Annotated in this window: 12 protein-coding genes and 1 riboswitch; of the genes, 4 read left to right on the plus strand and 8 right to left on the minus strand. The window is 54.0% G+C overall.

The features are described from left to right. Positions 1 to 50: 50 nt before the first annotated feature. Both ACTJIK_RS12470 and ACTJIK_RS12475 read left to right on the plus strand, forming a co-directional pair. Positions 51 to 4,349, plus strand: a complete 4,299-nt coding sequence (locus ACTJIK_RS12470) for a tail fiber domain-containing protein (RefSeq protein ID WP_440646685.1) — start codon at positions 51 to 53, stop codon at positions 4,347 to 4,349. Positions 4,350 to 4,383: 34 nt separating this feature from the next. After that, on the plus strand, positions 4,384 to 5,850 hold the full coding sequence (locus tag ACTJIK_RS12475; RefSeq protein WP_440646686.1) for a hypothetical protein: 1,467 nt from the start codon (positions 4,384 to 4,386) through the stop codon (positions 5,848 to 5,850). Between the two features lie 41 nt (positions 5,851 to 5,891). Continuing rightward, a riboswitch (TPP riboswitch) is annotated at positions 5,892 to 5,988 on the minus strand. An 11-nt stretch (positions 5,989 to 5,999) separates the two neighbouring features. On the opposite strand, the gene ACTJIK_RS12480 is transcribed toward ACTJIK_RS12475, so the two are convergent. Next, positions 6,000 to 6,596 (minus strand): DUF4142 domain-containing protein, encoded by a 597-nt coding sequence (locus ACTJIK_RS12480; protein WP_440646687.1) that lies wholly within the window; start codon positions 6,594 to 6,596, stop codon positions 6,000 to 6,002. Positions 6,597 to 6,784: 188 nt separating this feature from the next. On the opposite strand from ACTJIK_RS12480, the gene ACTJIK_RS12485 reads away from it, so the two are divergent. Together ACTJIK_RS12485 and ACTJIK_RS12490 are read left to right on the plus strand one after the other, a co-directional pair. Then, the gene (locus ACTJIK_RS12485; RefSeq protein ID WP_440646688.1) at positions 6,785 to 7,582 is read left to right on the plus strand and encodes a hypothetical protein; all 798 of its coding nucleotides are present in this window, start codon (positions 6,785 to 6,787) and stop codon (positions 7,580 to 7,582) included. A 21-nt stretch (positions 7,583 to 7,603) separates the two neighbouring features. Then, positions 7,604 to 8,377, plus strand: coding sequence for a serine aminopeptidase domain-containing protein (locus ACTJIK_RS12490; protein WP_440646689.1), 774 nt, complete (start codon positions 7,604 to 7,606; stop codon positions 8,375 to 8,377). An 82-nt stretch (positions 8,378 to 8,459) separates the two neighbouring features. Here the strand turns inward: ACTJIK_RS12490 and hemL are convergent, their stop codons facing one another. The 7 genes from hemL to hemA are packed head-to-tail and all read right to left on the minus strand — an operon-like array spanning position 8,460 to position 15,614. Beyond that, positions 8,460 to 9,746 carry a glutamate-1-semialdehyde 2,1-aminomutase gene (gene hemL / locus ACTJIK_RS12495; RefSeq protein WP_440646690.1) on the minus strand — a complete coding sequence of 429 codons (1,287 nt, stop codon included), beginning with the start codon at positions 9,744 to 9,746 and terminating at the stop codon, positions 8,460 to 8,462. Between the two features lie 14 nt (positions 9,747 to 9,760). Next, entirely contained in the window at positions 9,761 to 10,732 is a 972-nt protein-coding gene (hemB, locus tag ACTJIK_RS12500; RefSeq protein ID WP_440646691.1) for a porphobilinogen synthase, read from the minus strand. Between the two features lie 21 nt (positions 10,733 to 10,753). Next, positions 10,754 to 11,671: an oxygen-dependent coproporphyrinogen oxidase gene (gene hemF / locus ACTJIK_RS12505; RefSeq protein WP_440646692.1), complete on the minus strand. Its 918-nt coding sequence runs from the start codon at positions 11,669 to 11,671 to the stop codon at positions 10,754 to 10,756. A 13-nt stretch (positions 11,672 to 11,684) separates the two neighbouring features. After that, entirely contained in the window at positions 11,685 to 12,713 is a 1,029-nt protein-coding gene (gene hemE / locus ACTJIK_RS12510) for a uroporphyrinogen decarboxylase (protein WP_440646693.1), read from the minus strand. Then, positions 12,710 to 13,441 carry a uroporphyrinogen-III synthase gene (locus tag ACTJIK_RS12515; RefSeq protein WP_440646694.1) on the minus strand — a complete coding sequence of 244 codons (732 nt, stop codon included), beginning with the start codon at positions 13,439 to 13,441 and terminating at the stop codon, positions 12,710 to 12,712. The genes hemE and ACTJIK_RS12515 overlap by 4 nt, the downstream gene beginning before the upstream one ends. After that, on the minus strand, positions 13,428 to 14,351 hold the full coding sequence (gene hemC, locus ACTJIK_RS12520) for a hydroxymethylbilane synthase (RefSeq protein WP_440646695.1): 924 nt from the start codon (positions 14,349 to 14,351) through the stop codon (positions 13,428 to 13,430). Before hemC ends, ACTJIK_RS12515 begins: the two co-directional genes overlap by 14 nt. A 3-nt stretch (positions 14,352 to 14,354) precedes the next feature. Then, a complete protein-coding gene (gene hemA / locus ACTJIK_RS12525) occupies positions 14,355 to 15,614 on the minus strand; it encodes a glutamyl-tRNA reductase (RefSeq protein ID WP_440646696.1) in 1,260 nt (419 codons plus the stop codon). Positions 15,615 to 15,836 lie beyond the last annotated feature (222 nt).

A 15,836-nucleotide genomic window follows, 5' to 3' on the forward strand; every position in this document is an offset into this window, starting at 1 on the left:
AAAAAACTTACAAAAATATAAAGTTAGAATTTCAGAAGTAACCTACCGACATGATAAAGACTGCTAAAATTTTCCTTGTGATCCTGTTGCTCTGCACAGGAAAGGCTTATTCCCAGCACGTATACCAGATCCGCGCAGACAGTGTGCGTATCTATAACGTATGCGACACTGCGGAACTGATCATCGAGAACCGTACCCGGGGCGTAGCAGGTTACCTTTACAACAAAGGGAACGGGCGTACGGAGTTCCGCCGCATCAGGCTCGAAACAGTGGGGAATAACCAGATCGCTATCACCGGGCAGGATACGCTGAACCTTTCCAGCCTCTCGGGTATCGGGGGAGTGGATACCATTTACCGCAACGGTGATAATATCCTGTATGTGAAAAAAGGAGTGACCTATACCATCAATGCGCCAGTCGTGCAGACGGGAAGCTTTGTACAGAACCAGTCTGCGGCCATACAGTCCGCCAATTTTAATATCGGCGGCTTTGGCGCTTTTGCTAAAAACGGTTCCAACGCTTTTCAGGCGTCACTCCAATTCACCAACCTGGCCATGAGCAGGGGGGTGAACATGCAGCTGAACGGCGATGCCACTCCGGGCCTGGCTACCTGGATACACAATGGCACGGCATGGGCAAAACGGCTGGAAATATTTTCGAATGGGGATATGACCAATACCGGCAGCACTGCTAACTTGTCGTTTAAATCAGGCACCACGATCGATTTCAGCAGGAACGGGGCAAACTATATCGCCGCCTCCGATGTGGCAGGCTATCTGAATTTTGTGACGGGAGGCGCTGTAACGGAAGAATTAAATTCGGCTTTAACGCTGGCCGCCAACAAGAACGCGACGTTCCGGGGGCAGGTGAATATTACGAACATCCCCGCGCAGGCCACAGCGGCCACGCTTTACCTTACATCCAACGGAGGTACTGTGAGCAGCCGCTCGGCAGCGCAATTGCTGGCGGATATTGGGGCTGCCCCGTTGTCTGGCTCCAACAGCTACATCAAAAATGATCTTGCCTCGGCGCAATCCGCTAACTTTTACATCTCACAGGTAGGCAGAACCAACGGGAGCTTCCAGATAGCGCGCAACGGATCCGCAACCATTGCCAATGCATTTACACTGGCCAATGCAGCGCTGGACAGGGGCGCGAATTTGCAGCTGAACGGCGATGCCACCCCAGGCCTGGCCACCTGGATACACGACGGAACGAACTGGATGAAGCGGGCGGAAATTTCTGCAGACGGTTCATTTCAGTATCCGAATATCCTCACGGGCAACTCAGCCGGGGTAACTACCGCCGGCACGCTGGACATAGGGAGCATTCCCGCGCTGGGCACGGCAGCCGCTACTTTTTTAACCCATAGCTCCGGGGTGGTTCAAACGAGAACTCCCGCTCAGGTGTTATCCGATATCGGCGGAGCCCCGGCATCAAGCTCTGCCAACTATATTCAAAACCAGTCAGCAGCGCTTCAGACCGCCGCAAATTTCTGGACCAATACAGGCCGGGTAAGTAATTACTTCCTGGTCAGCAGGGACGGTAGTAGCGCAGTTCAGGGAGGTTTTAGTTTGTATAATGCGGCTCTTACAAGAGGTGTCCAATTGCAACTCAACGGCGATGTGAATCCTGGCCTCGCGATGTGGTCACACAATGGAGCGGCGTGGCAGCGTAGTTTTGATTTATTTGCAAGCGGGGCGTTTGCGTTCCCAAATATTTTGTCAGGCAGCGGATCAGGCGTTACCGTTTCAAACATTCCTGCACTCGGTACAGCCGGGACGACTTTTTTAACGCATACTGCAGGTTTGATCCAATCACGCACAGCCGCACAGATACTATCAGACATCGGGGCAGCACCTTTAAGTGGTTCCGGTAATTATATACATAATCAAAATGTTTCTGCTCAATCTGCGACTTACAGATTAAACGGCGCTGCTGTTATACAAAAAGACGGTTCTGTTTCATTGGTACCAGGTTTTTTACTATATAATGCAGCGGGTACCAGGGGTGTTAATTTTCAGCTTAATAGCGATGCAACGCCTGGCCTTGCCACCTGGATACATGACGGCACTGCATGGGTAAAACGGATGGAAACCGATGCAACCACAGGAGCGGCCGATATTTTTGCAGAAGGCGGCGAAGGATTGAACCTTAACAGGACTGTCAATACCGCTTTAGGGGCTACAGGTGGTGTGAGGTTCAATGCATTGAACAGCGCTTCTGCCCCGGTATCTTATGCGCAAATATGGGGTGTGATTGGAACCAATACCGCTGCGGCTGAAAACGGATATCTCGATTTTAACACCCGTTCGAACGGCGTATTGGCCAATAAAATGAGGCTGATGCACGATGGCAACCTATTGCTGGGTACGACCATCGCCGATGGCTCGAAACTGTTGGTGAATGGCAATATCAAATCTATTGGCGGCGTCACTTCCACAAACGGCACCGTGATCTCCTATCTGACATATGCCACCGGAAATGTTGGTATAGCCGGCACCGCTACGGCCCACCCATTCGCACTGTATTCTTCCGGCGTGGAAAGAATGAGGATAAACGCAGGAGGGAATGTGCTGATGGGAACTACTACAGACGATGCCCTCAACAAATTGCAGGTGGCCGGAAATATTGCGCTCACGGGAGCCGCTTCCAACCAGTTGCTTTTCAATAATGCGGGTATAGGCGCCCCAACTGTCGGTACAAGAAGCATAGGTACCAAGATCACGTTGTACCCCAGCTTAACGGCCACCACCGCCGATTATGCGATCGGTATTGAATCGGGCACCATCTGGCATAGCGCTGGCTCCGCGGTCGGCGGGTTTAAATGGTATGCAAACACAACGAGCCTGGCGGGCCTTTCCAGTGCCGGACTTGTGCTCAATAACATCCCGGCCCAAGCCACTGCCGGCACGTTATTCCTGACCTCCAACGGAGGTCTGGTAAGCAGCCGCACTGCTGCGCAGGTATTGGCAGACCTTGGAGCGGCCCCTATTACTGGCTCCGGTAATTACGTGCACAACCAGGATGACGCCGCCCAAACCGCCAATGCCTGGATCTCCGGAACGCTCAGGACGGATACCAGGCTATATGCCCCTGAATTATGGGGTGTTGGAGCCGCGGGAGCAAGCGTGATCAGCAACAGTACCACCGGTGCGCTGCAGCTGATCGGCGGCGCCACCGGTGCAGGTTCTGCAAGAGGCGCACAGATCAACCTGTACGCGGGAGGCCATACTACCGGCCTGGGGGCCATGGCCTTCTATACGGGAGCCGGTACTGGCGGCACTTTACAGCCTGAAAGAATGCGCATAACACCTGGGGGAGCCGTGGGTATAGGCACTACCAATCCTTTATTCGACCTGCATGTGCAAAGCGCTACCGCTAATGGTATCGCCATTCAAAATACTACAGCCATGGCCGCAAACTCCGGGGCCTTTTTGAGAATGTATAATTCCGGTGTGCCCTCCGCAGCGGATCACCGCCTGGGAGGTTTTCTCTGGGGCGCGAATACCACCGGCGCAACTTATGCCGTTGGAGCCCAGGTGCAGGCGGCTTCGGAGAGTGCGTGGACGAGCGGAACCTCTCATCCTACATACATCAGTTTCCAGACTGTTTCTTCCGGCGTAGGGCTTTCTGAAAAACTGAGGCTTAATTCCACCGGAATGGTAGTAACCGGCAATGCAAGGATCAACGGGGGCAGCGTGACCGTGCCCGGCGGCAATATCACATTAGGAGGCGCGGGCGTCACTACCGCCTATAACCTGGATGTAACCCGCAGCGTGTCCAGTGTAAATTACTCTGCCCGCCTCACCGTAGGTGCGGCAGGACAGGCCGTGCTCACTGCATCCAACGGTACAGCGGCTTCCGATAAAAGTATTTATCTCAATTTCAGCGGGGATCCCGCATATTCTCCCAATGGCGGCACCACGCAACATACCCTCTGGCATGCAGGCAACCAGCCGGTAGCCACCACGGGTACCGCCAACACGCTGGCGAAGCGTGATGCCAGCGGCGCTGTTTACGCTACAGGTTTCTTTCAATCGTCTATGGCCGCGCTGAAAGATAATATCAGCGACTTCAATGAGCCCGCGTTGCCGCTGATCAATGGTCTTGCTATAAAAGAGTTTACATACAAAGCAGATAAAGAGCATAACATTCACTTCGGCATCATTGCTGACAGCTCAGACTGGCATTTCTCTACAAAGGATCATAACAAGTTCGATACAAACAGCTCACTGGCTATTACCATTAAAGCCATGCAGGAACTGAGCAAAAAGAACGAAGCACTGGAAGAGAAAGTGAAATCGCTGGAAGAAAGGCTCGCCAGGCTGGAAAAATTGCTGAAGTAGTTCTGAAACAGGAATAAAAGAAAACCCGATAAATATGAAAAAGATAAAATGGCTCATAGCCATACTTTTATTGCAGGCGGTCAACGCGTTTTCCCAGCATGTGTACCAGATACGGGCAGATAGCGTGCGCATTTACAATATCTGCGATACGGCGGAGCTGATCATCGAGAACCGTACCCGCGGCGTGGCCGGTTTCCTGTACAATAAAGGGAACGGGCGCACGGAATTCAGGCGTGTCAGGCTCGAAACGATCGGCAACAGCCAGATCGCCATTTCAGGGCAGGACACGCTTGACATCTCAAATCTTTCCGGCCTGAGAGCCGGGGTGGATACGATTTACCGCAACGGGGACAGCCTGGTATATGTGAAGAACGGCCTGGCCCATGCGATATTTGCTCCCGCTTCGGGCGGCGGGGGAGGTGCCACAATATACACCGCAGATGGAACGCTGACTGGGAATAGAACGGTCTCAGGTGCGAGTACGTACGGGCTTTCGCTGAATAACCTGACCAATTATTCTGTGGTTGCCGGTCAGGCCGGGATGAAGATACGGGGCGCCGATTCAGTGATTTCATTTTCGACCTGGGGGAATAACCCGGATAATAACAGGGACTTGGTGGTTAAAAAAGGTAATGTTTCTGTTGGAAGAATAGGAGACAATACCGCCGGTATTAATGATTCGATATGGAATGTTGTGGAGGTAGGTATTACGAAAACAAACGCAGGCGTTCCTGACACCGGCATTTTGATGATGCGGGATAAAAGGATCCCGTCTTCGGTTTCAAAGAGCTACAAGATAACATTTGAATCCAATATGGATGTTTATAGCTTTAAAAGACCTGCCATATGGGCGGAGTCAGTTTGGCCCTTCTCTCCTCCAACACTCAATTTACAAGGGACTGTGCAAATTGTGCCATCTATGGGCACCAGTTCAATATTGGGTTTTTCCTCTGACATCAGCCAGAGTGCAACTACCTACTTTTCAATAAATGCAGGCTCGGATGGTACAAGGCTTTTACATGAAGTACCCGGGAAGCCATTGCATATACTAACTTCTCTTGCCAGTGGCAACTCTCTACAGTTATCATCAAACAGGCTGATCCTCGGAAGCCAGGGTAAAAATATAAATCTGGTCGGGTATGGATCTAGCTTCAATGCGGATAGCATTTTAACGACCAACAGCAGTGGCGACCTGATTTTCACATCCAGGAATCTTACTACAGGCGCATTGACCCAACCGCAAAACAACATCAGCGGCGGCATGCTCCAATATTACCACGCTGTCGTAAAAGTTACTTCCCTTGCTGAGCCGGTTGCCCTGCCCACGGCCAGCGCCTGCCTTGGAAGGGTGTACGAGATCATCAACTACAATACAGGAGGAAACGTAACGATCTCGCCTGTCGAAATTTATGGTGTTGTCTCCACGGCTATTCCAAACAATACCACATGGAGAGTGCAGTCTGACGGTACAAAGTGGATCCTCCTGTCAAGATCTAATTAATAAAAACGAAAACTCCGGCCCCTAAGGGCCGGAGTCTCTACTTCACAATCTCATCTTTTCCCTTCGCCGGCATTACCCGGATCAGGTTCTAAAGGTTTACAATCTCAGGCTTTGAAGTTGCCACCCTTTTAGAGAAAAATTGTGAGTAATTATTTCAGCTTGTCCTGTTCTTTTTTGATCATATCCAGGTGCTTGCGTAACTCGGGTAATGTTTTACCGAACCATGCCTTCACTTCCGGGTCGTTTGCATCGGCGGCTGTTTTGTCGAACAACCTGATGGCTCTTTCATGTGCGTCTGCCAATTCCTCTAGGTAAGCTTTATCGAAATCCGTGCCGCTTTTTTCAAACAACTGTGTTACGTCTTTCGCTTTCGAATCAGTAATAGCTGTAGGAAGGATCACGTTTTTCTTCGTGGCAAGGTCCAGCAGTTCCTTGTTCGCTTTTTCGTGCGCTTCCTGCATGTGTTTGGCTACAGCTTTCACGCCGGCGTTGGTGGATTTGGTCTGAGCGTCCGTGGATACTTTTACTTCCCATAACCCGTCTTCAGCAGCTTCAGTCATGGCTTTGGAGTCGCCGCGAAGACTGTCGCCTTCCAGCATATCCTTATTCACGTCGTGCGCCATATCCTGCGTAATGCCGGTGTCCGCAGCCGTAGTGGTGTCGTTAGCATTCCTGTTGGCGCCGCTGTTGCAGGCAAAAAAGCCCACAAGGGCCAACGGTAGCATTAAAGTGATCAGGTTTTTCATTTGTGACTATTTTTCGATTCGGGATAAGTAGTGAAAAGATTGTGCCACTGCCTAATAATGCTGTTTTACAGGGATTTGCGCCGCCAATGTGTGGAATTAGATGCATGGCTGTTTTCCCGTATCAGGTAAATTTCCACGCTAAATGCATTATAAATTTTATATATTTATGTAGAATTCACCCTTTACCTATGATTACCTGGAACCTCCTGGCCTTTTTCCTGGTGCACATGAGTTTCTCCAAACCGCACACCAGGGCCTTTCCCATCGCGGATTTCAACGATAAGCTGAAAACGGCGGAATGGATGGTGGCCTACGACAGCGCCGCCTGGCGCATGTCTGAGCTGGTCACGCATGTGGATAATGACCTGCTGGCCCGCATGGGCCGCGAATGGTTCTGCTTCCGCGGGGCGGACAGTCTCTGGAATGGGGTTTACGGCAAGTATAAAGACGGTAAATACGACCTGGTGATCCAATACCGCATCGAAGCCTCGGATTCCATCAAGATCGTGGAAGAAAAGCCGGACAGCATCATGCTTATTTCCATATCAAAGGCTATCAATGCCGCCTACACGGAGGCGGGGCTGCGGCTGGGGAAGTCGTATGTACGATTCAATAAATTTATCCGTTATCAGCCCGGTCATATCAGCATCTGGCTGCTGCCCGCCCTGCAGCCGAATGAAATAGCCCTCTACGGAGGCGAATTCTATTACCGCTTCGACCATACCGGCGAAAAGATACTCGAACGCCAGGAATATTTCCAGGGCTTCAAAGGGTTCCGTTTCGGGAAGGGCAGGGAGGTGAAGCTGGAATATGAAGCTGCCGCGGCCCCTCCGCTGGGCGCGGTGTATTTTGCATTGCAGTACCGCGACCAGTTCAAAGGGGTACAGATCGAAACGAGAGAGAACATCAGCGTGTTAAGTTTTAACCAGCTGAAAGGATATTACTGGGAACATAAGGAAAAAGACTTGCGGAAAATTGTAAATTAATGGGTTCAAACCCTAAGCATCATGAGACACATCTTTTTGTACCTGCTCCTGTGCTGCCCTTTTTTCGCAGGGGCGCAGGATTTTGAAGCAAAACTTTTTATCCGCGACACGGATACGCTGCCTTACCGCATCCTGATGCCGGAGAATTACAGCTCCGTCAGGAAGTACCCGCTTGTTATATTTATGCATGGCGCGGGAGAAAGAGGGAACGACAACCAGGCGCAGCTTACCCATGGCAGTGGTCTTTTCCTGAAAGACAGTGTGCGCAAGGCTTTCCCGGCTATCGTTATTTTCCCGCAATGCGCGAAGAACACTTCCTGGGCTACGCTGCGTGCCGAGATGGACAGTGCGGGCAACCGCATTGGCTTCTCCTTTCCCGCGGAAGCAGCGCCTACAGTGCCTTCCATGCTGCTTTACAAATTGATAGACAGCCTGTTGGCCTCCAAAGTGGTGGATACCAAACGCGTGTATGTGGGCGGTCTTTCCATGGGCGGTATGGGTACATTCGATATGCTTTCCCGCTTCCCTAACCGTTTTGCAGCTGCGTTTCCCATCTGTGGCGCGGGCAATGAAGCGCTCAGCCGCCGCTATGCAAAAAATACAGCGCTGTGGATATTTCATGGGGCGGACGATAAAGTGGTGCCGCCGGGCTCTTCCCGCAAGTTCTACGAGCTGCTGAAGCAGGCCGGCGCGGACGTGAAATACACGGAATACCCCGGCGTAGGGCACAACAGCTGGGATAACGCTTTCGCAGAGCCAGAGCTGCTGCCCTGGCTGTTCTCACATCATCTTTAAACAGCAACGGCGACCGGCACAAAAAAGCCCCGCTCTCGCGGGGCTCCACTCTCACATTGATCCGGATTGATTGTTAACTTCTTTATTTGATCGCCTGCATTGCTGCTTTGGCGGCTTCGACAGTGAATTCGATATCTTCCTGGCCGAGGGCATGGCTGATGAACCAGCTTTCAAACGCGCTCGGTGGCAGGTATACGCCTCTTTCCAGCATTGCGTGGAAGAACCGCCTGAACAGTTCGTTGTTGGCTCCTGAAGCGGCGGTGAAATCCACGATGGGATATTCCGCAAAGTGTACGCTCATCATAGACCCGATGTGGTTGATCTGGTACACCACGCCCGCGGCGCCGAAGGTTTCGCGGAGGCCCGCCACCAGCTGGCTGGTTTTTTCTTCCAGCTGGGTATAGATGGAAGGGCGTTCCTGCAAGGTCTTCAGCAAAGTATAACCCGCGATCATCGCGATGGGGTTGCCGCTGAGCGTGCCTGCCTGGTACACTTTGCCTGCAGGCGCAATGTGCTCCATGATCTCGCGCCTGCCTGCAAACGCGCCTACGGGCATGCCGCCGCCGATGATCTTGCCGAAGGTCACAATATCCGCCTTAATGCCCAGCAGCTCCTGCGCGCCGCCTTTGGCAAGCCTGAAGCCCGTCATCACTTCGTCCATGATGAACAGGATGCCATGCGTATCGCAAAGCGAACGCAGGCCTTCCAGGAAGCCCGGCTGTGGCAGGATGCAGCCCATGTTGCCCGCAATGGGCTCCACGATGATGGCCGCTATCTGTTCAGGATATTCCGCGATCAGTTGCTCTACCGCGGGAAGGTTGTTGTAAGGCACGCTGAGGGTGTCTTCAGCCACGCTGGCCGTTACGCCGGGCACGGACTGGATGCCGAGCGTGGCAACGCCGCTGCCCGCGCTCACGAGGAACGAATCCGCATGGCCATGGTAATTGCCTTCGAATTTGATCACCTTGTTGCGGCCGGTAAAGCCGCGGGCAAGGCGCAGGGCAGACATGCAGGCTTCCGTGCCGGAGTTCACCATCCGTACCATGTCTATGTTCGGCACCATGCTCACGATCAGCTCCGCCACGGAGATCTCCAGCTCTGTAGGCGCGCCGAAGGAAGTGGAGTAGGTGGCGTATTCCTGGATGGCTTTCACCACGGGCTCGTAGGCATGGCCCATTATCATGGGGCCCCAGGAGTTGATGTAATCCACGTAACGGTTGCCGTCCACGTCGTACATATAGGCTCCTTTGGCGTGCTGCATGAAAACGGGCGTTCCGCCCACGCTCCTGAAAGCGCGTACGGGCGAGTTCACGCCGCCGGGAATTACCTGTTGTGCCTTTTCGAACAAGGCTTTGCTTTTTGTGTACATGCGCAAATAAGGTTTTATTGGTTTAACAGGCGCACCGCATCTTTTGCAAAGTAGGTGGCAATAAGGTCTGCACCGGCTCTTTTGATGCTGGTGAGGCTTTCAATAACAGCTTTTTCTTCGTTGATCCAGCCCATCCTGGCGGCGGCTTTGATCATGGCGTATTCGCCGCTCACGTGGTAAGCGCTCACGGGAAGCGTTACACTGTCTTTGATAAGGCGGATAATGTCCAGGTAAGCCATAGCGGGCTTCACCATCACAATATCCGCTCCTTCGTCCACATCCATCAGGGTTTCGCGGAGCGCTTCCCGCGCATTCGCATAGTCCATCTGGTAGGTCTTTTTATCGCCGAAGCCGGGCGCGGAGTCCAGCGCATCACGGAAGGGGCCGTAAAAGCAGCTGGCGTATTTGGCGCTGTAGGCCATGATGCCGGTCTTCGTAAAGTTATTTTCTTCCAAAGCCTCGCGGATGGCCAGGATGCGGCCGTCCATCATATCGCTGGGGGCTACGATGTCCGCCCCTGCCTGTGCATGGCTCACGCTCATCTGCGCCAGTACTTCCACGGTAGCGTCGTTCACGATCTCTTCGCCTTCCACGATGCCGTCGTGGCCAAAGGAAGAAAAGGGGTCCAGCGCCACGTCCGTCATCACGACCATGCCGGGCACCGCGTCTTTCACGGCTTTGATGGCCCGTTGCATCAGCCCGTCAGGATTGAGGGCTTCGGTGCCTTTATTGTCTTTCAGCTCATCCGCACATTTTACGAACAGCAGCACGCTTTTGATGCCCATGCTCCAAAGTTCCTTCGCTTCCTGCACGGTACCGTCCAGCGAGTGGCGGAAATACCCGGGCATGGAGGATATCTCTTCTTTAACGCCTTTGCCTTCCGTGATAAACAACGGGGCGATAAAATCGTTGGGCGTCAAAATGGTTTCCGCCACCATGGCACGGATAGCGGGAGTGGTCCGTAAGATCCTGTTTCTTCTGATCATCGCTTTCTGTTTAAAATGCTCTTAATCCTTTATCCATTCACGCGGCTTCAGGTATTCCAGCAGCCTGGCTTCCTCGCTGCCGGGCCCGGGCTGAAAGTCGTACTCCCAGCGGGCCCTGGGCGGCAGGCTCATCAAAATGGACTCGATGCGCCCGTTCGTTTTAAGGCCGAAAAGGGTGCCGCGGTCGTGTATCAAATTAAATTCAACATAACGGCCACGCCTGTACTCCTGCCAGTCCGTATGCGCTTCGGTATACGGCATATCCTTCCTCCTGGCTACGATGGGCAGGTAGGAGTGGAGGAATGCGCTGCCTGCGGCTACCTGGAACTGCAACAGCGCTTCCGCCGGGCGTCCGGGCTGCGGGCGGAGGTAATCGTAAAAGATGCCGCCAATGCCGCGGGCCTCGTTGTTGCGGTGTTTATTGACAAAATATTCGTCGCAGTGTTTTTTATACAGCGGGTACAGCTCTTTGCCAAACGGATCGCAGGCGTCCTTGAAAGTGCGGTGGAAGTGCGCGCCGTCTTCTTCAAACACGTAATAGGGCGTAAGGTCCGCCCCGCCGCCGAACCAGCTGTCCGCCACCTGCCCGTCCTCGCCATACAGCTCAAAATACCGCCAGTTGGCGTGCACGGTGGGCACAAATGGATTCTGCGGGTGTATCACGAGGGAAATGCCCGCCGCCAGGAAACTGCTGTTGTCCGGCACTTTGAACTGCTGCGCCATCACGGCCGGCAGCTGCCCGTGCACCACGGAGGTGTTCACGCCGCCTTTCTGGAAAACGCTGCCACCGGCAATCACGCGCGTGATGCCGCCTCCGCCGCCGGCCCTTTCCCAGCGGTCTTCCCTGAACTTCGCTTTTCCGTCCATGGTTTCCAGCTTCCGGCAGATATCGTCCTGCAGCTGGTGTATGAATGATATGAACTGTTCTTTGATGCTCATGCGCACGGTTAATTTAAGCAAAGCTCTTCACTGCTTCCACGAAAGCCTTTGCATGGTCCACCGGGATGTTCGGCAGGATGCCATGGCCGAGGTTGGCGATGTAGCGCTGGGGGCCGAAAGCGTTGATCATGTTCTTCACCGACTTTTGTATCTCCGGTATCGGTTTCATCAGCTGCGCGGGATCGAAATTACCCTGTAAAGTAACGGCCGGCCCGGCAAACTGTCGTGCCAGCTGCGGTTTAATGCACCAGTCGAGCCCCAGGCCCTGCGCGCCGGTGGCGGCCATCTCTTCGAGGGCGAACCAGGCGCCTTTGGCGAATACGATCACGGGGGCTACGCCCTGCATGGCCGCCACGATGCGGCGGATATACTGGAGTGAAAATTCTTCGAAATCTTCAGGGCTCAGCAATCCTCCCCACGAATCGAATACCTGCACTACGTCCGCGCCGGCCAGCACCTGTGCTTTCAGGTAGGCGATGGTGGTTTCGGTGACGCGGTTCAGCAGTTCATGCGCCACTTCGGGCTGTGTATAGCAGAATGTTTTTGCTTCGTCGAATGTTTTGGAGCCTTTGCCCTGCACCATGTAGCACAACAGCGTCCAGGGGGCGCCGGCGAAACCGATGAGGGGCACGCGGCCCGCGAGGGTTTGTTTGGTGAGCTTCAGCGCATCCATTACGTAATGCAGGCGGTCGTTCACGTCCGGTATCACAATGCGGTCCAGGTCTGCGGCGGATTTAACAGGTTGCGGCAGCAGGGGCCCCAATTTTTCGACCAGCTGCACTTCCATGCCCATGGCCTGCGGCACCACGAGGATGTCGGAGAATATGATGGCTGCGTCCACACCTACCTGGTCCACCGGCATCACGGTGATCTCGGTGGCCAGCTCGGGGGTCTGACAGCGTTCAAAGAAGGAATATTTATCGCGCAGCTTGATGTAATCAGGCAGGAAGCGGCCGGCCTGGCGCATCATCCATACAGGCGGGCGGGGAACCGGGGTTCCTGCCAGCGCCTTCAGCAGTAAGTCATTCTGTAATCCGCTCATTCGTAGCAATTGATATTGTCAAAGTAAAAAATAGCTGTTTCCACCAGCATCGCCACTGAAGGCCCGGGACTGGTGATCACCCGGTTACGCGTAAGCGCCCCGATGGCGGCGGCGGTGGTGCTGCCGATGGCAAAGCATACCGTGCTTTCGGGGAGCGAGTTGGACGTAAAAAAGCTGCGCACGCTGCTGGGACTGAAAAACAGTATGCCGTCGTAATCCTCATCCAGCGCGGCGGGTGTTTCAACGGTGTTGTACACGACTATCTCATCAACTCCGATGCCGTTTTCCTGCAGGTGGTCCGGCAGGTCCGCCCGGCGGATGTTTCCGCTGAAGAACACTACTTTATCGGCGATGCCGTCGGCCAGGATCTTTTTCGCCAGGTCCAGCGAGTTGGCCGCCGTGCCTTCGATCACCACGTTCAGCATCCTTTCTTCCACGGCCTGGCGGGTGGCGCCTTCGATGCAATACACGCGGTGCCTGGCGGCCAGCCGGGCTTCATCGTGCATCCATACGCCGGTTACGAATTTCACGGCGTTGGGACTGGTGAACACCATCACGCCGCCGGTTGATGCCAGCTCCATGATGCGTTTCCTTGTTTCAGGCGTTATCACGGGCTGCACGTCAATAAAAGCCTGGGCCGCCACGGCAATGCCATGCTGTGCGGCCGTGTGCACCAGTTCCTGGGGCAGCGGCTTCGTGCTTAATATGCGGTAATTATGCCTGGGCATTCCTGATCTCTTCAATGATAACGTCCCCGCCTTTTTCCAGCACTTCCCGCGCTGCGGCTCTTCCCAGCCCCGGTGCTTCCGTAACCGGCACCTGTCGCGATACGGTGATGCTGCGGTCGCCGTTCAGGCTGCAAAGGTTCCCTTCAAATACGATCTGGTTACCGTCCACATAAGCGTATGCGCTGATGGGAGTGGTGCAGCCACCGAGAAGGGTGCGGAGGAATTCTCTTTCTATGCCGGTGCAAAGTGCGGTTTCAGAATGATTGAGGGGGGCGAGGGCCTCACGGCAATGGCCGTCGTTTTCGCGGCAGGCCACCACGATAGCGCCCTGTGCGGGGGCGGGCAGCATCCAGTCCAGTATCACTGAATTGGCGGGCCTTACATTGATCCTTTCCAGTCCTGCGGCGGCGAATATGGCCGCATCCCAGTTTTCAGCGGCCAGCTTTTGCAGGCGCGTGTTCACATTGCCGCGGAGGTTGTGCATGCTGTGCTGCGGAAAACGCCTGAGCCATTGCGCTTTGCGGCGGATGCTGCTGGTCGCAATATTGGCGGCGTAAGTTGTATCGTAGAGGAAGTCTGTGTCTTTTTTGTATACCAGCAGGTCTTTCACATTGCCGCGCTCCAGTACGGCGGCGTTCATCAGGCCTTTGGGCAGCTGGGTGGGCACGTCTTTGAAAGAATGAACGGCGATGTCTATCCGGTCAACCAGCATTGCCGCGTCAAGGCTTTTGGTGAATATGCCCTGCACGCCTATTTCATACAGCGGGGTTACAAGGTCGATGTCGCCATCGCTTTTGATGGGAACGAGTTCCGTGGCATGACCGTTGGCGGTCAAAAGATCTTTCACCAGGTTGGCCTGCCACAATGCGAGCTGGCTTTCCCGTGTACCTATCCTGATAACTTTGTCCATTGCTTATTCCTGGTTAATACCGGTCTCGAATATTTCGCTGATCATGGCGATGTATTGGTCGCCTTTGTCCGACTCGGATTCGCGGCGCACTTTGCCGGCCATGAGATTGATCATTTTCTGGATGATGCGGGACGATACCTGTTCCATGTCTTCCAGTTTATAGTGCGCGCCGTTCTTCTGTTCCCTGATCTCGCGGGCGTGGATCTCCGTCAGTTTTTCCTTCACGGCCTTCAGCACCACGGCATGCTTGCGCATCTTGAACCAGTAGAGGAATTCCTCCATATGCTCTTCGATGATGGCCATGGCCTTGGGTACTTCGTTCAGGCGTTTCTGCAGGGTTTCGTCCTGCACTTTGCTCAGGTCGTCCACGTTCACCACTTCCACATGCGCCAGCTCCCGTACTTCGGGGGCTACGTTGAAGGGAATGGAGAGGTCCACGATCAGTTTGGAAGCGGTGCCTTCCACATGAGCCTTGTGAATGGTGGGTTGGGGTGCATTGGTGGCCACGAGTATCACGTCCGCGCTTTGCAGGACGCCATCCATTTCCTCGTAGGGGGCGTATTGCAGGCCGTGCTGGCCGGCAAATTCTTCCGCTACCGCGGTGGTGCGGTTGATGAGCGTGATGTTGCGCACGCCGAGGTATTCCATCATGTTCTTGCAGGTGTTGCGGCCTATTTTGCCCACGCCCAGCAGCACGATCTTTTTCTGTTGTATATCAGCCACCTTGCCCTCCAGCAGCCTCACCGCGGCAAATGCAACGGATACAGTGCCCGAGCTGAGGCCGGTTTCATTTTTGATGAGCTTGGAAACCTGTAACACGCTGTTCACCAGCCTTTCCAGGAAAGTGCCTACGCAGCCCTGCGCTTTCGCGAATTTGGCCGCGCCCTTGATCTGCCCGATGATCTCGTAATCGCCGAGTATCTGGGAATCGAGGCCGGTGCCCACATGGTAGAGATGGCGGATGGCCTGCTCGCCGGATTTGTGATAGGCCAGCCCTGCGAACACCTGCGGGTTGCCGTTGGTGGCGCTGCATAGCAGGTCCATCAGGTCCCTGGCGTTGCTGGCAAAACCGTAGATTTCCGTGCGGTTGCAGGTGGAAAGCACGAACAGATCGTCCATGCCTGCTGCCTTGGCGGCGAGTAAGAGTTGCTGGTATTGGTCCTGATTAATCGCAAATAATCCACGGATCGCAGCGTCAGTTTTCTTATAGTTGATTCCAACAATATGAAAATTCGATATGTCTTTGGGCTGATTGACCTGCATGTTTTTTCTAAAAAGCTTCCGGTTGCAAAAATACAGGCCTGCGCTTCAAAACCGCGCCGGGCGCTGTCACTCCACTGTCATTTCTACCCCTGGTGATAAGGGCTCTGAAAAAATGATTTTGGTCAGGTGTCGTAATAAGCACTGCAGCGCTGCGTTACAACAGATCAATGACACAAACCGGCGCTGGCTGAGTGATGCTTATCATCTCCAACATGCCTGTGC

Source organism: Chitinophaga sp. 22620 (genome assembly GCF_052044405.1).
In the GTDB taxonomy this organism is placed as follows: Bacteria; Bacteroidota; Bacteroidia; order Chitinophagales; family Chitinophagaceae; genus Chitinophaga.